The following is an 18,957-nucleotide window of genomic DNA, read 5'->3' as shown; positions in this document are numbered from 1 at the left end:
CCAGCCCCTGAACGAGACCTGACGAAGGCGGCACCCGGAGTTGGTCAGTCACTGGTGCTCGCCGCGGAAGCCTGGCTGGCCATGACACGGACACGCAACGCACTCGGCGCCGTACGCGTCGGCCTCGCCACGCTCCTGCTCGTCCTCTGCTTCCCCGCCGACGCCGACGCCGCACCGCCGGGCATTCCCGACACGGCGACCGCCCGCACGTACCTGTCCGAGCTCACCGTGCAGACCGAGGGGTCGATGACCGGCTACAGCCGGGACAAGTTCCCCCACTGGATCACGATCGAGGGCGCCTGCGACACCCGCGAGACGGTCCTCAAGCGCGACGGGACGAACGTCTCCACCGGCTCGGACTGCTACCCGACGAGCGGCAGCTGGTACTCCGAGTACGACGGCGTCACCACGTCCGACCCGAGCTCGTTCGACATCGACCACATCGTCCCGCTCGCCGAGGCGTGGCGCTCCGGCGCATCGAGCTGGACGACCGCGCAGCGTCAGGCGTTCGCGAACGACCTGGACCACTCGCAGCTGATCGCGGTCAGCGCGTCCTCGAACCGGTCCAAGAGCGACCAGGACCCCTCGACCTGGGTGCCGACCCGGACGGCCTACGGGTGCACGTACGCGAAGATCTGGATCGCGTCCAAGCACCAGTGGGACCTGGCCGCCCAGCAGGCCGAGGTCGACGAGCTCACCACCCTCCTCAACACCTGCGCCTAGCAACCGCCCCCCGCCGGTCGAGCAGCCAGCCCCCGCCGGTTCGAGCAGCCGGCCCTCGCCGGTTGAGCCGGATCGAGGCGCTGGCCGAGACCCGAGTCGAAACCACGTACGGCACAGGGAGACTCAGCGACCACCTCACCTGGTCTCGATACGGGCCCTCACGTCGTTCGCCCCTCCTCGACCGGCGGGGTCTGTGTCAGCGGTGGCCGGGGTGAAGCGGCGCAGGTCGAGGGTGGTCGGGTACTCGGTGCCTCCACGGACGTCCGGCCACTCCGCGGGATCCACCTCGCCGGTCGTGTGGCCGATCGCCTCGAACCGGGACGCGCGCCGGGTCTCGGCGGCCGCGGCGTTCACCGGGTAGTCCTCGTACGCGCGGCCGCCCGGGTGCACGACGTGATGGGTGAACCCGCCGAGCGACCGACGGCTCCAGGTGTCCACCAGGTCGAACGTCAGCGGCGCGTGGACGCCGATCGTCGGATGCAGCGCGGACGGCGGCGCCCACGCCCGGAAGCGCACGCCACCGACGAACGAGCCCGTCTCCGCCGTGCCCGAACCGCCGGAGCCGCCGCGTGCAGGCACCGGCACCATCGGGACCGGAACGCCGTTGCAGGTGACCACGTGCCGGCCCTCGACGAGGCCGGACGCCGCGAGCTGCACCCGCTCGACCGAGGAGTCGACGTACCGCGCGGTTCCGGACTGGCGGACCTCCTCACCGAGCACGTGCCACGGCTCGACCGCCTGCCGCAGCTCCAGGTGCACGCCCGCGACGTCGGTCTCGCCCAGCCGGGGGAACCGGAACTCCAGGAACGGGTCGAACCAGGCCGGGTCGAACCGCAGCCCGCCGGGCGTCGCGTCCGCGAGGAACCGGTTCAGGTCCTCGACGACGTCGCGCAGGTCGGCCGCCGCGAACGCCGGCAGCAGGAACCGGTCGTGCAGCCGGGTACCCCATCGCACGAGCGGCCCGGTGTACGGCTCCCGCCAGAACCGGGCGACCAGCGACCGGACCAGCAGCGCCTGGACGAGCGCCATCCGCGGGTGCGGCGGCATCTCGAACCCGCGCAGCTCCAGCAGCCCGAGCCGACCCCGCTCGGAGTCGGGGCTGTAGAGCTTGTCGACGCAGAACTCCGAGCGGTGCGTGTTGCCGGTGATGTCGGTGAGCAGGTGGCGCAGCAGCCGGTCGGTGAGCCACAGCTGCGACGTGAGGTGCCGCTCCCGGCGGGTCTCGCGGGGTTCCGTCCGGTCGCGGTCGGCCTCGACGTCCGCGGCCACCCGGGCGTCGGACTGCCCGACCACCCGCTCCAGCTCGGCGAACGCGATCTCCAGCTCGTACAGCGTCTCCGGCCGCCCCTCGTCGACGCGCGGCGCCTGGGACGTCGGGCCGATGAACCGCCCGGAGAACACGTACGACAGCGCCGGGTGGTGCTGCCAGTAGGTGAGCAGGCTGCGCAGCAGGTCCGGTCGCCGCAGCAGCGGCGAGTCCTGCGGCGTCGGTCCGCCGAGCGTGAGGTGGTTGCCACCGCCGGTGCCCGTGTGCGTGCCGTCGAGGTCGAACTTCTCGGTGGCCAGCCCGGTGTCCCGGGCGTCGTCGAACAGCGTGGTGGTCAGCTCGGCCAGGTCCGTCCAGGACGCGCTCGGCTGCACGTTCACCTCGATGACGCCCGGATCGGGAGTGACCGACAACGACCGCGTACGGCGATCGTCCGGCAGCGGATACCCCTCGAGAACCACTGGAACGCCGAGCTCTTCGACGGCGCGCTCCACGGTGGCGAGCAGCTGGAGGGCGTGGTCGAGGTTGCTCAGCGGCGGCAGGAAGACGAACAGGTGCCCGTCCCGCTCCTGCACGCACAGCGCCGTACGCGGTGACTTCTCGATGTCGCGGACCACCGCAGGGACGACGTCGCCACTCGACTCGCTCAGCTCACCCGGATCGCCGAACGTCGACTCCTCCGGCTCGTACGGCGCATCCGTCCACGCGATCGAGCCCAGCGGCAGCCGCAGTCCCATCGGCGACTCGCCCGGCGTGAGGAACAGGTGCCGGCGCCGGGTCCGCCACCGCGTCGTCGCCCAGCCGTCACCGTCCGGGTCGCGGAAGATCGGCACCACCCAGCCCCGCGGCGTATCCGCTTGGCTGTCAACGTCTTCCAGCGCTCGCATCGGCTCGGGATCGTTCGGGTCGATGTCGACGGCCGGCCGCTGGTCACCGCGCGGACGCCGCGCCTCGTTCCAGACGTCGTTCATCGGGTCCTCGTACGCCGGCAGCGCGAGCTCGGTCGGCACCCCCAGCCCCGCGGCGACGGCGTACGCGAGGTCGCGGGCGGTCTGCGGGTCGATCTCGCGCGGGTCGCCCCACGGGTCGTCCAGCAGCTCGGGGTGCTCCCACAGCGGCTTGCCGTCCGCGCGCCAGGTCAGCCGGATCTGCCAGCGCGGCAACGGTTCTCCCGGGTACCACTTGCCCTGGCCGTGGTGCACCAGGCCGTGCGGCGCACAGCGCTCCTTCAAGCGAGCAGCGAGATCCCTTGCCAGCGAACGCTTCTCGTCACCGTCAGCCGCGGACTCCCACTGCGCGGACGACGTGTCACCGGCGGAGACGAAGGTCGGTTCGCCGCCCATCGTGAGCCGTACGTCGTACTCCGTCAGCAGCCGGTCGACCTGCTGACCGAGCGTGTCGACGGTCCGCCACTGCTCCTCGGAGTACGGCTTGGTGACGCGGGCGTCCTCGTGGATGCGGGTGACGGAGTTGGAGAAGGAGAAGTCGACGTCCACCACGCCGGTCGCGCCGCTGATCGGGGCGGCGGAGGAGGGGTGCGGCGTCGCCGACAGCGGGATGTGGCCCTCGCCGGCGAACAGGCCGGACGTCGCGTCCAGCCCGATCCAGCCGGCGCCGGGCACGAACACCTCCGCCCAGGCGTGCAGGTCGGTGAAGTCCTCGGACGGGCCGTCCTTGCCGTTGGTCGCCTTGACGTCCGAGGTGAGCTGGACGAGGTACCCGGAGACGAACCGCGCCGCGAGCCCGAGCCGGCGCAGCGCCGACACCAGCAGCCAGGCGCTGTCCCGGCAGGAGCCGAGCCGCTTGGCCAGCGTCTCGTCGGGGTCCTGCACACCGGTCTCGAGGCGGACGGTGTACGCGATGTCGCGGTTGACCGCCTGGTTGAGCCGGACCAGGAAGTCGACGATCGCGAGCCCGTCCTCCGGCCGGTTCGCCTCCACCCACCGCTCGGTCAGCGAACCAGCCTCCCCGCCGGGCGAGCCGTCCGGACCGCTGGTCGAGCCGCCACTTCCGCTGGTTGAGCCGGTCGAGCCGCTAGGCGAGACCGAGTCGAAACCCGGTGACGCGTCCGCGGAGTCTCCCCCGATGTCACCGGGTTTCGACTCGACCTCCGCTAGCGCTCCGGTCGGCTCAACCAGCGGTTCGGTTGGCGTACGGTCGTCGACCGGCGTGAGGTAGGGCTCCAGCTCGGCACGCAGGCCGTCGGGGTAGGTGAACGGGAAGCGCTCGGCGTACTCCTCGACGAAGAAGTCGAACGGATTGATGACCGTCATGTCGGCGACCAGCCCGACCGTGATGTCGAGCTCGCTCACCGGCTCCGGGAACACCAGCCGCGCCACCCAGTTGCCGAACGGGTCCTGCTGCCAGTTCACGAAGTGCTGCCGCGGGGTGACCTGCAACGAGTACGACTCGATCGGGGTCCGCGAGTGCGGCGCCGGCCGCAGCCGCACGGTGTGCGGGTACACCTTCACCGGATGGGCGAAGTGGTACGTCGTCCTGTGCTCGAGCGCCACTCGGATCGTCACCCGGCCAACCTAGTGGCGCCGCGTGACCGCCCGGTCAGCCCCTACGACGTCCCGATCCTGCGCGCCCGCGAACCCGCCGAAAAGGAGTGGCCTCCCCGCACCGGACCGCCCTAGCGTCGAAGGATGATCAAGCAGATCGACCTGCAGGACGACACGGCGCTGCGGCAGGCCCACGAGGCGCTGGAGCGTTCGTCTGCCGTCGATCGACCGTGGTTCGAGCCGACCCCGTACGACGAGTGGGTCGCCGACGTGCGGTTCGTCGAGCCGGAGGAGCGGTTCGAGCTGTGGGGCGCGTGGGAGGACGACAGCGTCGTCGGCGCCGCCATGGTCTGGCTGCCCGACGCGGACAACACCTGGATGCTGTGGACCGAGCTGGACGTCCATCCCGACCACCGCGGACGCGGCCACGGCACGGGTCTCGTGGAGCAGATGGTGTCGCGGGCGCGCGACGAGAAGCGCACCACCGTGCTCACCGAGTTCCGCGTGCCGCAGAAGGACTTCGAGAACCACCCCTACCGCCGGTTCGCGCTGGCTCGCGGGTTCGAGCCCGGCTGGGTCGAGAACGTCCGGCACATGCCGCTGCCCGTCTCCGAGGAGCTGCTCACCCGGCACGGCGACGCGTCCGCGAAGGCCGCGGAGGCGTACGACGTGAAGCTGTTCGCCGGCGACGTCCCGGACGAGTACGTCCAGGGTCTGTGCGACCTCTACAACCTGCTCGGCGTGGACGCTCCGAGCGGCGTGGTGGAGTTCGAGCCGGAGACGATGACGCCGAAGCGAGTCCGCGACTTCTGGGCGCTGCAGCGCGAGCAGGGCCGCACACGGCTGTTCGCGCTGGCGATCGACCGGGAGACGGGTGCCGTCGCGGCGCACTCCGACCTGGTCGTGCCGCCCCCGCCGTCGACGCAGGTGTGGCAGTGGGGCACGTACGTGCACCGCGACCACCGCGGTCACCGGCTCGGCATGGCGGTCAAGGTCGCCAACCTGCGCCGGCTGCAGGAGGAGTTCCCCGGGCGCACGCTCGTGCGGACCAGCAACGCGGACAACAACGCCTACATGGTGGCGATCAACGAGGACCTCGGCTTCGAGATCGTCGAGAAGGGCGTCGCCATGCGTCTGCCGGTGGCTGCGGCCGAGTAGGGGGAGTCAGGGCGGGCCGTCCCTCGGGTCCAGACGTCGGCGGACGGTTCTCAGGTCAGCCCGTCGACCGTGGCCGCACTGCGGACCGCCCGCTGGGAGCCCGGTGAGCCCGGGCCCGCCAGCACGGTCGTCGTCCCGGCGGTGGTGTCGTAGCGCACCAGCGACCGGCGCTGCTCGTCGGTGCGGCAGCTCCAGCCGACCGTCATCCACAGACTCGTGCGGCTGCCGGCGATCGTGTCCAGGAAGACCGTGCTTGAGCCCCACGGGCCGTTCGGCGCGAGCCAGCGGGGCTGCCCGTTCTGGACGAGCGCCACCCCGTTGCCGGGTCCGTCGCACGAGCTGCTCCACGTCGTCTGTGCCGAGACGGGTGTGGTGGCGAACGCCTCGCCGGCGTCCGGCACCTCCCTCGCCAGCGGCGTCACGGCGCCCGTCGAGGTGAGCGCCTTGTAGGTGCGGCTGTTGCCGGGGATGTCATAGCAGCCGAACCGCGTCGCACCGTCCGACCACAGCCCGTGGGGGCGGCACTCGACGGACGGCGGCTGGTTCGGGATCACCCGCACGGTGCGGTTCGTCGCGACGTCGTGCACGGCGATGTCGTTGCCCCGCGGGACGATGTACGTACTCCCGCCGGGAGACACGACCGCCTGGTCGCTCGCCGGCACCGACAGGTCTCGCTGCGGTGCACCGCCCCAGGCGCGGACGCGCACCCGCGACGTCGGATACCCCTCGGCCGAGATCAGTCTCGAGTCCGGCCCGAAGTACAGCCTGCTCGCGGGCGGGAGCTGGACCCGGAAGCGACGCCGGGTGACGACGTCCCAGACCGTGAAGACGGAGGGGTCGTCCTGGCCGCGGGGTGCGCGGGTGATGACAGCACGAGCGTCGTGCCGTACGTCGATCACCTCCGTGCCCGCCGGGACCGTGGCAACAGCCCGCCGGCCACCCGACGGGCTGATCAGGGCGAGCTGCTCGATCCCCGGGCGCGGGCTGCTGGTGACGACCGCACTCCACCCGACGGCCCACGAGTACGGCGCGGGCACGGTCGGCTCCGCGGCCCGCGACTCGGCGCGGGTGTAGGCCTGCGACTCGGCGCGCCCGTCGACTGCCGAGCCGGCCGCCCGTGGGGGCGACACGGCGCCCTGGGCCGGCAGCGCGGTGCCCGCCAGTGCGATCACGAGTGCTGCAACACCTGCTGTACGTCTCATGACTCCCCCTCGTCCCGGTGCCTCCACCATGGACCGGCACGCCTCCGATGGGAAGGCATGAGCGCTACCGGGCTCGCAGGACGCGCAGGCTGCCGTGGACGGCCTCCTCCACGAACCGACCGGAGTCCAGCGCCGCCTGCACGACGTGCCACGGGGCCTGGCCGCCCTGGGTGGGGTCGGGGAAGACGTCGTGCACCAGCAGCACGCCGCCCGGCACCACGTGCGGGGAGAACACCTTGTAGTCGTGCTGGGCGGTCTCCTCGGTGTGGTTGCCGTCGAGGAACAGCAGCTGCACCGGCGTGCACCACCACTGGGCGACCTGCTCGGTGGTCGCGACGACTGCGGACACGACGTCGCCGACGTGGTCGTCCATCGTCCGCCGGAACGACGGCAGGGTGTCCAGCAGCCCGGTCCGCGGGTCGACCAGCGAGCTGTCGTGCCACTCCCAGCCGGGCTGGTTCTCCTCGGAGCCGTGGTGGTGGTCGACCGTGACCAGCTGTGCTCCGGCCTGCCGCGCCGCGGTGCCGAGCAGGATCGTGGACTTCCCGCAGTACGTGCCGATCTCCAGCCAGGTCCCCGGCAGGCAGGTCAGCGCCACGTCGTACAGCGCGGCACCCTCGTCCTCGGGCATGAACCCCTTGGTCACCGCCACTGCGGCGGCCACATCAGCTGGCAGCGTCATCGGCCTCGCACTCCTCCTCGGTCAGGACATGGTCACGGAAGATGCCCGAGCCGCCCGTCGTCCGGGTCACGGCGTCGACCGCGAGCACGACGGCCGCCGCGGTCCAGCTCGTCTGCTCCTCGGGCCAGGTCGCGTCGTCCGCGACGACGTACCCCGTCCAGTAGCCGCCGGTCGAGTCGTCGCGCATGTGCTGGATCTCGGCGAGAAGGGTTGCCGCAGAGGCAGACTCACCGACGGCGTCGAGCGCCATGACGAGCTCGCTGGACTCCGCGGCGGTCACCCACGGGTTGTCGTCCACACAGCGGACCCCGTGGCCCGGCCACACGAAGTCGTCCCACCGGGCCGCGAGCTCGGCGCGGGCGGCCTCCCCCCGCAGCGCGCCGCCGAGCACCGGGTAGTACCAGTCCATCGAGTAGCGGGAGCGGTCCGCGAACGCCTCGGGCCGCCGTACGAGCGCGGTACGCAGCCGCTCGGCGGCGTCCTCCCAGTCGGGTCGCCGTACCCCGACCACGTCGGCGATCTCCAGGGCGCACACCATCGAGTGCAGCACGCTGGAGGAGCCGGTCCGCAGCGCGAAGTCGTCCGGCCGCCGTGCCACGTCGACCGCCCAGGCGACCTCGCCACCCGGACGCTGCTGACGCACGACGAAGTCGATCGCCCGCTCGACCGTCGGCCAGAAGCGGTGCACCGCCTCGGTGGAGCCGGTGACCAGGTGGTGGTGCCAGACGCCGGTCGCGATGTAGGCGCACTGGTTGGTGTCCGAGGCCGCCTCGGTGACGACGCCGCGACACTGCTCCATCGGCCACGAGCCGTCCACGGCCTGCGTCCGCGCCGACCACGCGTACGCCGCCAGGGCCGCCTCGTCGTGACCGAGGACCGCGAGGGCCATCGCCGCCTCGACGTGGTCCCACGGGTCGAGCTTCCCGCCGCGCCACCACGGGATCGCGCCGTCCTCCTCCTGCTGGGCGAGGATGAATCGCCCTGTGGCCTCTAGCTGTTCGGCCGTCAGGACGCCGTCGAGGACGAGTGCCGGCGCGACGGTCACACGGCCTCCGCGGGCTTGCGCAGGTAGACGACCACGCTCTTGCCGAGCACCGGGTTGAGCGCGGCCTCGGTCCACCGGGTCAGTCGGGGCGCCTTCATCAGGTCCCAGACGAGCAGCTTGTGGTACGCCTTCGTGGCCACGTTCTCGTTGTCCGGCCCGACCGCGCACTTCAGCCACCAGTACGGCGCGTGCAGCGCGTGCGCGTGGTGAGTTCCCAGCAGCTCCAGGCCGGCCCGCTGCAGCCGCTCGATCAGCTGGGTCGCGCGGTAGATGCGGATGTGGCCGCCCTCCACCTCGTGGTACTCGTCCGAGAGCCGCCAGCAGACCTTCTCCGGCCAGCTGCGGGGGACGCTGACCGCGACCAGTCCGCCGGGCCTGGTGACGCGGACGATCTCGGCCATCACCTGCTCGTCCTCGTGGATGTGCTCGAGGATCTCCGCGGCGATGACCCGGTCGAAGGACGCGTCCTCGAACGGCATGTCCCGCGCGTCGCCGTGCAGGACGGCACCCTTGCCGCCGGGGCCGACCTCGCCCTCCAGCTCCATCGCGCCGAACATCGTCTTCACGTCGGCCAGGTCGGACTCGTTGGCGTCGAACGCCGTGACGTCGCAGCCCTGACGCAGCGCCTCGTACGAGTGCCGGCCCTGCCCGCAGCCGACGTCCAGGACGCGCAGGCCCGGGACGAGGGGGAACTGGCGGAAGTCGACGGTGATCATGCGGTCTGCTCCTCGTGGTGCTGGACGATCCGGGCATACACCTGCGCGGTCGCGGCGGCCACCGACGCCCACGAGTACGTGGTCTCGGCGCGCTCGCGACCAGCGGCCCCCATGCGCGCGCAGCGCTCGGGGTCGCGCAGCAGTCCGCCGATCGCCGTGGCGAGGGCGTCGGGGTCGCCGGGTGCCACCAGGACGCCCGGCACCTCGCCCGCGGCCGTCGGGCCGAGCAGCTCGGGCAGGGCGCCGACCTCGCTCGCGACGACGGCGGTGCCGCACGCCATCGCCTCGACGGTCGGAAGCGAGAACCCCTCGTACAGCGACGGCACGACGTGCACCTGCGCCGACGCGATGAGTGCCGCCAGGTCAGCAGTCGGCAGGCCCTGCTCGAACCGGATGCGGTCGGCGAGGCCGGCGTCGGCGATGGCCTTCAGGGTCCGGTCGCCCGGGTTGCCGACGACGACGAGCTCCTGCCACAGCGACCGGTCCAGCGTCGCGAGCGCGGCGACCAGCACCGTCAGGCCCTTGAGCGGGACGTCCGCGGAGACCACGGCGACGAGCCGGCCCGCCACGCGGTCCTCGTACGGACGTGCGGTGAAGGTGTCGGTGTCGACGCCGACGGGGACGACGTCGAGCCGGTCCCGGCGTACCCCGAAGTCGGCGACGATGTCGCGGGCGGACTGCTCGGAGACGGTGAGCAGGTGCTCGGAGCGCTGGGCGACGCGGCGCTGCATCGCGACGAAGCCGTACCAGCGGCGCTTCGTGATGCGGTCCCAGCCGTGGGCCGCCTCGAGCTCGAGCCGGCGGTCCTGGCTGATCGGGTGGTGGATCGTCGTGAGGACCGGCATGCCGCGGCGGGCGAGCTGCAGCAGACCCGGGCCGAGGGTCTGGTTGTCGTGCAGGATGTCGAAGGCGCTCAGCCGCTCGCGCAGGTGACGGGCGAGGCGCAGCGAGAAGGTGCGCGGCTCCGGGAAGCCGCTGGTGCACATGGTCAGGAACTCCAGGACGTCGATGCCGTCGCGGAACTCGCTGCGGCCGGGCCGGCGGAACGGGTCCTCGGGGCGGTAGAGGTCCAGGCTGGGCAGCCGGGTCAGGCCGACGCCCTCGTCCAGCTCGGGGTAGGGCTGGCCGGAGAACACCTCGACCTCGTGCCCGAGCCGGGCCAGCTCGCGGGAAAGGTTGCGGACGTAGATGCCCTGGCCACCGGAGTGCGGCTTGGACCGGTACGACGACAGCGCGATCCGCACGTGGTGACCCCTCCTGGTCGGTGACGACGGCCACTGTCGGCCGCCGGTCGAACGTGCGCGGCGTCGTCGCAGCGCGGTACTGGCGAGTAACTTTAACCCGACGCTCCGCCGGTCGCCCCTCCGGAGACCGGCCCGTCCCGGAGCCACAGCCCGTCCGTGGCTGCGAGCAGCAACCGGCCGGCCACGACGCCGAGCGCGCCTTGCCGCGATCGTACGGGCAGCGGAACGCTCCGGGCCGTCGCGCCGGTGCCGGGAATCTCCTCCAGCCGCAGGACATGGTCGACGGTCTCGAGCACGTACGCGCTCGGCCCGACGCGCTGGATCGTCGTCGCCTGCGTCAACCCCGCCGGCGGACCGACGGCTGCCGGCCGGGTCGGGTGACCGCCCTGGTCGACGGTCCAGCGGATCGGCCGCTGCGCGCTGCCCTGCGACCAACCCGCGACCAGGCAGCCGACCGCGTCGCAGGATGCGGCCGAGGCGACGGCTCCGTCCTGCTTCAGGCTCTCGGGCACCGGCAGCGCGTGGCGCCGCCAGCTCACGCCGTCCGGCGACGTCCAGGTCAGCGGCTGGGACGGAGGAACGCCCGACCCGAGGGCGCTGCCCACGACGACGAAGCGACCGGGCCCGGCTGCCGCGCCCCGGGCCGTCGTCTGCTCGCCCGGCGCCGACGCGAGGCCGGCCGCGTCCGCGCGCCGGGTCCAGGTCACGCCGTCCCGCGACGTCCAGACCGCTGCGCCGTAGCGTCCGGTGCGGGCCGTCCAGTCGCCCGTCAGCAGGAACCTGCCCGCCGGCCGCGCCGACAGTGCGGTCACGCCGATCGCGTCCTCGCCGCCGAACAACGTGAACGACTGCTCGTGCTCCGCGAACGCCGGGGTGGCCGCGGTGAGATCCAGCGTCCAGGTGGTCGGCCGAGGGTTGGAGTGCGCCCCGCCGTACGCCTGCCCGAACGCCGCGACTCGATCACCGTCGCGAGCCGCCATCACCAGGTCGGCCAACGACCCGTACGGCGTCACCGGGCGGGTCGAGATCCGTTGCCACTGCTGGCCGTTGGTGGTGGTCCAGGCCGCCGGCGTCCGACCGTCACCGGACGGCACCGAGCCGGCGACGAGCGTGCGGCCACCACCGATCTCGACAGCCGCCCGCACCCGCGCGCCCGGCGCCGGGTCGGGCAGACGACGCCAGCCGGCCACCACCTGGGGAGAGGTCGCACTCGGCGTCGGGGTGGGTCCGCCCGAGCAGCCCGCCACCAGAGCCACCGCGACGGCGGCGCCCACGAACCCGGCCCGGCGAGCGGCGTTCACTGCCCCACGGTACGACTCGTACGCTCGCGCCATGAGCGTCCACTCCTACGCCACGCGGTTGTCCTGGTCCGGCTCGACGGGCCTCGGGTACGACGCGTACCCGCGCGAGCACCACGTCCAGGCCGTCACCGGTCGTCAGGACGTGAGCCATGCCTCACCCGCTGACCACCAGGACGCGACCACCGGTGGCCTGCGGGTGAGCGCGGACCCGGCCTTCCGCGGGGACCCGTCACTGCTCAACCCCGAGCAGCTCGTGGTGATGGCGGCGGCTTCCTGCCAGCTGCTCAGCTTCCTGGCGGTGGCGGCGAAGTCGCGGCTCGACGTCGTCGACTACGCCGACGACGCGAGCGCCACCATGGACGAGGCGGACAAGCCGGTTCGCCTCACGGTGATCGAGCTCCGGCCCCGGATCACGTTGGCGGACACCGAACGACCGCGGCCCGACCACACGCGGCTCGAACGACTGGTGGACCTCGCGCACCGCGAGTGCTTCATCGCCAACAGCCTCGCGACCCCCGTACGTGTCTCCCCCACCTTCCACTGGCGCTGAACCCCCTCGCTGATCGAGCCGGCCCCGTAGCGCCGAACACCCCCGCCGGTCGAGTAGGCCGAACACGCCCGCCGGTCGAGTAGGGCGAACGAAGTGAGGGCCCGTATCGAGACCCGGTGACCGCGCGCACCCGGTCTCGATACGCCTCCGCAAGCTCCGGCTACTCGACCGACGAGTCCGCCCCCACCGCCGGTTGAGCCCGGCGAGCGCCGCCCTTCTCGCTGGTTGAGCCGGGCGAGCGCCCCAGCGCGAGCCCGAGTCGAAACCCGGTGCCACACAGGGAGACTCTCCCCGCACCGCACCGTGGTTTCGACACGGCCCTCGGCCAGCGCCTCGGCCCGGCTCAACCAGCGACATCGGGAGACCCACCCGCCGGTCGAGTAGGGGCGAACGACGTGATGCCCGTATCGCTACTCGGACGATGGGATCGGCTCGACCCACTGGACGAGCTGGTAGATCACGCCGTTCGGGTCGGCCATCTGGAAGTACCGCTCACCCCATGGCTCGGTCTCGATCGGCGTCACGACCTCGACGCCGCCCGCTTGCAGGCGCGCGTACTCGGCATCGATGTCCTCGACCGTGAACACCACGAGCAGCCCGTCCGCCGAGCCGGCCGCGGACGCGGGCTTGAACGACGCGAGCCCGGTGCGCAGGTAGATCAGGTTGAGACCAGCCTCCGGGTGCTCCAGCGAGCAGAACCCGTCAGCGGCCATCGCCTCGGTGAACCCGAGATGCTCCTTCGCCCACGCAGCGGACGCCTCGACGTCCGGGACGTTGAGCGAGATGGCGGTCTGCGAGATGTGCATGTGTCTCCTCATGGGTTTGCCGGCTCACACCGTACGTTGTACATCGTACGGCGTACAACGCCTACATGGCAGAATCATTCCCGTGACCCGTACGAGCACCGGCGCCGGAGAGCCCAGTCGCACGCTGGCGCTGCTCTGGGAGGACATCCCGACGGGCGACACCCAGACCGCGCGCCGCCGTAAAGGCCCGGGCCGCTCGGTCACCGTCAGCCAGGTGGTCGACGCCGCGCTCTCGCTGGCCGACGAGGAGGGCCTCGCGGCGGTCACGATGCGCGCGGTCGCCGAGCGCGTGGGGGTCAGCGCGATGTCCGTGTACACCTACGTCCCCGGCAAGGCCGAGCTGCTGGACCTGATGGTCGACGCGCTGTACCGACGGATGCCCCGTCCGGCCTGGCGCAGCCGCTCGTGGCGGCGTCGTCTGACCACCGTCGCCGACGGCAACCGCACCCTGCTGGCCGAGCACCCGTGGCTGACCGAGGTCGCCGCGCTCAGCCGCCCCCCGCTCGGGCCCGGGGTGATGGGCAAGTACGAGCACGAGCTGGCCGCGTTCGACGGCACCGGACTGTCCGACGTCGACACCGACGCCGCACTCACCCACCTGCTCGGCTTCGTGCAGGCCCACGCGCGCGCGGCCCACGACGCCGCTCGGGCGACCACCGACTCGGCGATGAGCGACGCCGACTGGTGGGCCGCGAACCAACCGCTCCTGGAACGCGCGCTCGACCCGCAGACCTACCCGCGTGCCGTACGGATCGGCGCGGCGGCCGGAGAGGCGCAGGGCGGCGCCTGGAATGCCGAGCACGCCTGGGAGTTCGGCCTCGCCCGGACGCTGGACGGGCTCGCCCCACTGATCGAGGACCGCACCGCGAAGGGACGACGATGACGACGCGTACGACCGTGGCTGGGCTCGCGCTCGCCGTCGCGCTGGGCGTCACCGCCTGCAGCGACGGCGACAGCTCGCCGGGCACCGGCACCACCCCGCCGGCCTCCGGCACGACGCCGCTGCCGCCGACCGCCGGCGCGCCGACATCGACCTCCGGCGCACCGACGTCGACCACCACCGGCGTCTCCGCCACGGCCGTCACGCTGTCGAAGACGGGTGGCTTCGCCGGTGTCCGCGAGCACTACGCCAGCACGGCAGCCCGCGGCCCGCAGGAGGTCTTCCGCGCCGCGACGTCACCGAACGTCCGCGGTTTCGCCGGGGAGCACCGCAACACCCGCATCGCGGACGGCTTCGTCTACGAGCTGCTCATCCGGTACTCCGACCGGTCGACCGTGCGCATCCTCACCGACGACGCGGCGCCCAAGCCGCCGGAGGTCGAGACGATCATCAAGGCCCTCGAATCCCCGTCCTACAGCACGTCATCGAGCAGCTGACGTACACATCCGGCAATCCGGGCGTGGCGGATCCGCACAAGGCTTGACGCGTGATGTGTACTCATCGGTGGGGCTCCTCCCAGGAGGACGCCCCTTACGGCGCACGGTCGCGGCGGGACCCCCGCCCCCCAGCCCTCCGCGGCCGTGCGTCCTCATCGTTAGCATCGGCCCGTGCAGCAGCGTGACGACGAGATCCACGACGTCGCCGTCGTCGGCGCGGGCCCGGCCGGCAGCAGCGCCGCCCGCGCCGCCGCGCTCGCGGGGGCGCGCACCGTGATCCTCGACCGCGCGAGGTTCCCGCGGTACAAGACGTGCGGAGGCGGGCTGATCGGCGCGACGCTCGCGCACCTCCCGGACGACCTCGACCTCCCCGTCCAGCAGCGGATCGACCGGGTGGTCCTCACCTGTCGCGGGCGACGCGAGACCACGCGGTCCGCGGACCGGCCCGTCCTCACCCTGGTGAACCGCGCCGAGCTCGACGAGCGGCTGCTCGCGTCCGCCGCGCGGGCCGGCGCCGAGGTCCGTCAGGGCGTCGCGGTCACGGCCGTCACCGAGCGCGACGACCACGTCGAGCTCACCACCGCAGACGGTCCCGTCCGGGCCCGCTGGGTCGTCGGTGCGGACGGCAGCACCTCTCGCATCGGGCGGTACGTCGGCGTGCGGCTCGCGCAGACCGACCTCGGCCTCGAGGTGGAGCTCGACCCGGGCGAGCAGGCGGACCGCTGGAAAGGCCGGCTGGCGCTCGACTTCGGCGGCGAGCGCGGCGCGTACGCATGGGTCTTCCCCAAGGACGGCGCCCTCACCGTCGGCGTCATCATGGCCAAGGGTGCGCCCGAGCAGACCCGCCGGTACCTCGCCGAGTTCACCGCCCAGCACGGGCTGGACGGCCTGGCCGAGCTGCGGTCCTCGGGCCACCTGACCCGCTGCCGTACCCCTGACTCCCCTCTCGGCCGTGGCCGCGTCCTCGTCGCCGGTGACGCCGCCGGACTGCTCGAGCCGTGGACCCGCGAGGGCATCTCGTACGCCGTCCGGTCCGGTCTGCTCGCGGGCGCCGCCGCGGCGTCCGGGACGACCGCGCCGTCCGGCGGGTCCGCTCCAGAGGCCGTGCTCGCGGCGTACACCCGGGACATCGGGGCCGTCCTGGCCCGCGAGATGGCCGCCGGCGCGGCGCTGCTGGCGACGTTCGAGCGCTGGCCGGGGCTGATGGTCCGGGTGCTGACGACCGGCCCGTGGGGCTGGCGGGCGTTCCGTGCGATCACGACGGGCGACGCGACGCTCGAGCGGCTGGTCCGGCGGCGGACCGCCCGTATCGGACTCGCCGCGCTCGGTCGCATCGTGTCGTAGGGCTGCCCCGCCGTACTACTCCGGTAGGGGTGGACACGGCGCATGTCATCCCTTTTCGGGATGCCTCCGGGGGTGGTGGGCTCTACTGTGCCGTACACGGGACTTACCACAACGACTCGGGGAAATGTGGTGATGACAGTGGTGACTTCGCCGTCGGCCCGTGGGCAGGGGCCCGCGGAGCGCACTCGGCACGGACAGCAGGCACTCTGGCGCGCGCTGGCCAGACCGTCGTGGCTGCCCGAGCTCGTGCTGCTGGTCGTCGGCTACGTCCTCTTCTCGGTCGTCCAGGCCCACCTCGGGGAGACCCACCGGGAGGCCACGGCGAACGCCCAGTCCCTTCAGACGTTCGAGCGCACGTTCCGCCTCGACTGGGAGCAGCCGCTGAACCACTGGCTCGCCGACCACCTCTTCCTCACTCACGTCGCGGGCTACTTCTACGGCGCGTGCCTGATCGTGCCGCCGATCGTGCTCGGCTGGGTCTACTGCCGGGCGGCCGAGCAGTACCTCCACCTCCGCCGCGTGCTCATCACCACGACGCTGCTGAGCCTGCCCGTCTTCTGGCTGTACGCCGTCGCGCCGCCCCGGTTCGCGATGCACGGCATCGTCGACGTCATCGCGACGCACGACATCCTGGGCGGCGCCACCTCGCGCGACTCGGGCACGGCGGCCAACCTGTACGCCGCGATGCCGAGCCTGCACATGGCGTGGGCGTCCTGGTGCGCGTTCGCGATCTGGTGGTGCGTACGGCGCTCACACCGCCGGGTGGCGCACCTCGCCTGGGCGTTCCCGGGCGTCACCGCGCTGGACGTCGTCGCCACCGGCAACCACTACGTCGTCGACGTCCTCGCCGGGGTCGCGCTGATGCTCGTCGGCCTCGTCGTGGTGATGGTGTGGAGTCTGTCGACCGGACGGACGCCGATGCCCGAGGGCGCCGCTCAGCCGACCGCCAGCCGTACCGAGAGCGCGATCATCACGACACCGATCAGGACGTCCAGCACGCGCCAGGTCGACGGTCTCGCCGCGAGCCGCGACGCCGACCGCGCGCCGTAGCCCAGCCCCGTGAACCACAGCACGCTCCCGGTCGCGGCGCCCAGCGCGAACCACCACCGGTCGTCGCCGTGCTGGTTGGCGATCGACCCGAGCATGAGGACGGTGTCGAGGTAGACGTGCGGGTTCAGGTAGGTGAGCGCGAGCGTCATGGCCGCCACCGCCGTCCAGGAGCGGGCGCTGCGGTCCGCGGGCGTCAGCGCCTCCGAGTGCCGCGCCGACCACAGCGAGCGCAGACCGTACGCGAGCAGGTACGCCGCGCCGACCCAGCGGAGCACCTGCAGGGCGGTCGGGTGGTCACGGACGACCGCACCGACGCCTCCCACGCCCGCGGCGATGAGGACGGCGTCCGAGACCGCGCAGATCGCGACGACCAGCCCGACGTGGTGGCGAGCCAGACCCTGCCGCAGCACGAACGCGTTCTGCGCGCCGATGGCGACGATGAGGCTGAGGCCGGTCAGCAGGCCGGGGAGGATCGCGGTCACGGACGTCCACGGTAGGTCGGGGCCAGCCTGAAGTGAAGCGAATGATTCTGCAGGAACATCAGTTCTGCTTCATCCCGGCGTAAGGTGCCGCCATGGCACGCAACAAGGGCAACCGGTCCGGCGGGACCCCGGCCACCGTCGCGCTCGACCGCGCCGGCGTCGCGTACACGCCGCGCTCGTACGTCCACGACCCGGCCGTCGCCTCCTACGGGATGGAGGCGGCGCAGGCCCTGGGCGTGGAGCCCGCCCGGGTGCTGAAGACCCTGCTGGTCCGGGTCGACGGCGCGCTCGCGGTCGGCGTGGTCCCGGTCGACCGGCAGCTGGACCTCAAGGCGGTCGCGGCGGCGCTCGGCGGCAAGCGCGCGGAGCTGGCCGACCCCAAGGACGCCGAGCGCAGCACCGGGTACGTCGTCGGGGGCATCAGCCCGATCGGTCAGCGCACCTCGCTGCGGACCGTCGTCGACGACTCCGCGCAGGCGTACGGCACCGTGCTGGTGTCCGGCGGGCGGCGCGGGTTCGACATCGAGCTGGCGCCGGGCGACCTGGCGGCGGCGACGGGGGCGACGTACGCCGCGATCGCCCGGCGATGACGTACAACGGCGACCAGCTGGAGGCGCTGCTCGCGATCGTGGACCACGGGACGTTCGACGCGGCCGCCCGGCACCTGTCGATCACGCCGTCGGCGGTCAGCCAGCGCATCCGCGCGCTCGAGGCGCAGGTCGGCCAGGTGGTGGTCCGCCGGACGACACCGTGCACGGCCACCGAGGCGGGTGCCGTCCTGCTGCGGCTGGCCCGGCAGCGCCGGCTGCTGGACGACGCCGCCGCCGGCGAGCTGTGCGGCGACGCATCCGGCGCCGCCGGCGTGGTCGAGCTGTCGGTCGCGGTCAACGCCGACTCGCTCGCGACCTGGTTCACCGCCGTGCTCGACGCGTGCGCCGACTCACCCGAGGTGCTGCTGCGTCTGCACGTCGAAGACCAGGCGCACTCGGCGGAGCTGCTCCGCACCGGCACCGTCCTCGGTGCGGTGACCTCGGATCCCGTTGCGGTGCAGGGCTGCTCGGTCGAGCCACTCGGCGTGATGCGCTACCGGCCGGCGGCGTCCCCCGCCCTCCTCGAGCGGTACTCGACCGGGCGCGGTCCCCGCTGGTCGGCCATGCCCGTCGTCCGGTTCAACACCAAGGACGACCTCCAGCACGACGTCCTGTCGCGGCACGGCGTCGTCGCGGACCCACCGACCCACCTCGTCCCGTCCTCGCACGGCTTCCTGGCCGCCGTCCGCGCGGGGCTCGGCTGGGGCGCGGTGCCGGACCTGCAGGCGGGCGACGACTACGACACCGGCCGGCTGGTCCGGCTCGGCGCGCGCGACCACGTCGACGTCCCGCTGTACTGGCAGCGCTGGCGGCTGCGCTCGGACCGCCTCGACGACCTCACCGTCGTCGTCCGCGCCGCCGCGCGTTCGGCGCTGCGGCACCCCTGAACCGTTCCACTACTCCCCCGGAACCCCGG

At 72.7% G+C, this 18,957-nt stretch carries 18 protein-coding genes; 9 read left to right on the top strand and 9 right to left on the bottom strand.

The genetic code is table 11. From position 1 onward, the window contains the following. Positions 1-81: 81 nt before the first annotated feature. Entirely contained in the window at positions 82-723 is a 642-nt protein-coding gene (locus tag P4R38_RS14805) for an HNH endonuclease family protein (protein WP_277192840.1), read from the top strand. 135 nt (positions 724-858) lie between these two features. On the opposite strand, the gene P4R38_RS14800 is transcribed toward P4R38_RS14805, so the two are convergent. Next, complete coding sequence (locus P4R38_RS14800) at positions 859-4,515, bottom strand: transglutaminase family protein (protein ID WP_277192839.1); 3,657 nt, start codon at positions 4,513-4,515, stop codon at positions 859-861. Between the two features lie 123 nt (positions 4,516-4,638). Here P4R38_RS14800 and P4R38_RS14795 point away from each other — a divergent pair, with 123 nt between their 5' ends. Then, positions 4,639-5,652 carry a GNAT family N-acetyltransferase gene (locus tag P4R38_RS14795; RefSeq protein ID WP_277192838.1) on the top strand — a complete coding sequence of 338 codons (1,014 nt, stop codon included), beginning with the start codon at positions 4,639-4,641 and terminating at the stop codon, positions 5,650-5,652. Positions 5,653-5,702: 50 nt separating this feature from the next. Here the strand turns inward: P4R38_RS14795 and P4R38_RS14790 are convergent, their stop codons facing one another. From P4R38_RS14790 to P4R38_RS14765, 6 genes are all read right to left on the bottom strand, one after another. Next, on the bottom strand, positions 5,703-6,854 hold the full coding sequence (locus P4R38_RS14790) for a hypothetical protein (protein ID WP_277192837.1): 1,152 nt from the start codon (positions 6,852-6,854) through the stop codon (positions 5,703-5,705). Positions 6,855-6,918: 64 nt separating this feature from the next. Then, a complete protein-coding gene (locus P4R38_RS14785; protein ID WP_277192836.1) occupies positions 6,919-7,536 on the bottom strand; it encodes a class I SAM-dependent methyltransferase in 618 nt (205 codons plus the stop codon). Continuing rightward, complete coding sequence (locus P4R38_RS14780; RefSeq protein WP_277192835.1) at positions 7,520-8,581, bottom strand: prenyltransferase/squalene oxidase repeat-containing protein; 1,062 nt, start codon at positions 8,579-8,581, stop codon at positions 7,520-7,522. Before P4R38_RS14780 ends, P4R38_RS14785 begins: the two co-directional genes overlap by 17 nt. Beyond that, the gene (locus P4R38_RS14775) at positions 8,578-9,297 is read right to left on the bottom strand and encodes a class I SAM-dependent methyltransferase (RefSeq protein WP_277192834.1); all 720 of its coding nucleotides are present in this window, start codon (positions 9,295-9,297) and stop codon (positions 8,578-8,580) included. Before P4R38_RS14775 ends, P4R38_RS14780 begins: the two co-directional genes overlap by 4 nt. Further along, a complete protein-coding gene (locus P4R38_RS14770; RefSeq protein ID WP_277192833.1) occupies positions 9,294-10,541 on the bottom strand; it encodes a glycosyltransferase family 4 protein in 1,248 nt (415 codons plus the stop codon). Before P4R38_RS14770 ends, P4R38_RS14775 begins: the two co-directional genes overlap by 4 nt. A 92-nt stretch (positions 10,542-10,633) precedes the next feature. Beyond that, positions 10,634-11,842 (bottom strand): hypothetical protein, encoded by a 1,209-nt coding sequence (locus tag P4R38_RS14765; protein WP_277192832.1) that lies wholly within the window; start codon positions 11,840-11,842, stop codon positions 10,634-10,636. Positions 11,843-11,873: 31 nt separating this feature from the next. Here P4R38_RS14765 and P4R38_RS14760 point away from each other — a divergent pair, with 31 nt between their 5' ends. Continuing rightward, the gene (locus tag P4R38_RS14760; RefSeq protein WP_277192831.1) at positions 11,874-12,392 is read left to right on the top strand and encodes an OsmC family protein; all 519 of its coding nucleotides are present in this window, start codon (positions 11,874-11,876) and stop codon (positions 12,390-12,392) included. A gap of 410 nt (positions 12,393-12,802) precedes the next feature. Here P4R38_RS14760 and P4R38_RS14755 read toward each other — a convergent pair whose 3' ends face one another. After that, positions 12,803-13,198, bottom strand: coding sequence for a VOC family protein (locus tag P4R38_RS14755; protein WP_275239437.1), 396 nt, complete (start codon positions 13,196-13,198; stop codon positions 12,803-12,805). An 82-nt stretch (positions 13,199-13,280) separates the two neighbouring features. On the opposite strand from P4R38_RS14755, the gene P4R38_RS14750 reads away from it, so the two are divergent. From P4R38_RS14750 to P4R38_RS14735, 4 genes are all read left to right on the top strand, one after another. Continuing rightward, on the top strand, positions 13,281-14,081 hold the full coding sequence (locus P4R38_RS14750; protein ID WP_277192830.1) for a TetR/AcrR family transcriptional regulator: 801 nt from the start codon (positions 13,281-13,283) through the stop codon (positions 14,079-14,081). Then, positions 14,078-14,575: a hypothetical protein gene (locus P4R38_RS14745; RefSeq protein ID WP_277192829.1), complete on the top strand. Its 498-nt coding sequence runs from the start codon at positions 14,078-14,080 to the stop codon at positions 14,573-14,575. Before P4R38_RS14750 ends, P4R38_RS14745 begins: the two co-directional genes overlap by 4 nt. Before the next feature lie 171 nt (positions 14,576-14,746). Further along, complete coding sequence (locus P4R38_RS14740; RefSeq protein WP_277192828.1) at positions 14,747-15,919, top strand: geranylgeranyl reductase family protein; 1,173 nt, start codon at positions 14,747-14,749, stop codon at positions 15,917-15,919. Between the two features lie 132 nt (positions 15,920-16,051). Next, the gene (locus tag P4R38_RS14735; RefSeq protein WP_277192827.1) at positions 16,052-16,969 is read left to right on the top strand and encodes a phosphatase PAP2 family protein; all 918 of its coding nucleotides are present in this window, start codon (positions 16,052-16,054) and stop codon (positions 16,967-16,969) included. On the opposite strand, the gene P4R38_RS14730 is transcribed toward P4R38_RS14735, so the two are convergent. Next, positions 16,855-17,451, bottom strand: coding sequence for a LysE/ArgO family amino acid transporter (locus tag P4R38_RS14730; protein WP_277192826.1), 597 nt, complete (start codon positions 17,449-17,451; stop codon positions 16,855-16,857). The genes P4R38_RS14735 and P4R38_RS14730 overlap by 115 nt on opposite strands. Before the next feature lie 92 nt (positions 17,452-17,543). On the opposite strand from P4R38_RS14730, the gene ybaK reads away from it, so the two are divergent. Next, positions 17,544-18,041, top strand: coding sequence for a Cys-tRNA(Pro) deacylase (gene ybaK / locus P4R38_RS14725; RefSeq protein WP_277192825.1), 498 nt, complete (start codon positions 17,544-17,546; stop codon positions 18,039-18,041). Beyond that, a complete protein-coding gene (locus tag P4R38_RS14720; RefSeq protein WP_277192824.1) occupies positions 18,038-18,928 on the top strand; it encodes a LysR family transcriptional regulator ArgP in 891 nt (296 codons plus the stop codon). Before ybaK ends, P4R38_RS14720 begins: the two co-directional genes overlap by 4 nt. The last annotated feature ends 29 nt before the right edge of the window (positions 18,929-18,957 follow it).

The sequence above is a fragment of the Luteipulveratus flavus genome (genome assembly GCF_029439465.1).
Taxonomy (GTDB): Bacteria; Actinomycetota; Actinomycetes; order Actinomycetales; family Dermatophilaceae; genus Luteipulveratus; species Luteipulveratus flavus.
This window is presented reverse-complemented; position numbering and strand designations above follow the sequence as displayed.

Excerpts from the sequence above, each read along its gene's own strand:
- P4R38_RS14805 (WP_277192840.1), top strand. The coding sequence starts at position 82 with ATGACACGGACACGCAACGCACTCGGCGCCGTACGCGTCGGCCTCGCC.
- P4R38_RS14795 (WP_277192838.1), top strand. The coding sequence starts at position 4,639 with ATGATCAAGCAGATCGACCTGCAGGACGACACGGCGCTGCGGCAGGCC.
- P4R38_RS14790 (WP_277192837.1), bottom strand. The coding sequence starts at position 6,854 with ATGAGACGTACAGCAGGTGTTGCAGCACTCGTGATCGCACTGGCGGGC.
- P4R38_RS14785 (WP_277192836.1), bottom strand. The coding sequence starts at position 7,536 with ATGACGCTGCCAGCTGATGTGGCCGCCGCAGTGGCGGTGACCAAGGGG.
- P4R38_RS14775 (WP_277192834.1), bottom strand. The coding sequence starts at position 9,297 with ATGATCACCGTCGACTTCCGCCAGTTCCCCCTCGTCCCGGGCCTGCGC.
- P4R38_RS14760 (WP_277192831.1), top strand. The coding sequence starts at position 11,874 with ATGAGCGTCCACTCCTACGCCACGCGGTTGTCCTGGTCCGGCTCGACG.
- P4R38_RS14755 (WP_275239437.1), bottom strand. The coding sequence starts at position 13,198 with ATGCACATCTCGCAGACCGCCATCTCGCTCAACGTCCCGGACGTCGAG.
- P4R38_RS14745 (WP_277192829.1), top strand. The coding sequence starts at position 14,078 with ATGACGACGCGTACGACCGTGGCTGGGCTCGCGCTCGCCGTCGCGCTG.
- P4R38_RS14735 (WP_277192827.1), top strand. The coding sequence starts at position 16,052 with ATGACAGTGGTGACTTCGCCGTCGGCCCGTGGGCAGGGGCCCGCGGAG.
- ybaK (WP_277192825.1), top strand. The coding sequence starts at position 17,544 with ATGGCACGCAACAAGGGCAACCGGTCCGGCGGGACCCCGGCCACCGTC.
- P4R38_RS14720 (WP_277192824.1), top strand. The coding sequence starts at position 18,038 with ATGACGTACAACGGCGACCAGCTGGAGGCGCTGCTCGCGATCGTGGAC.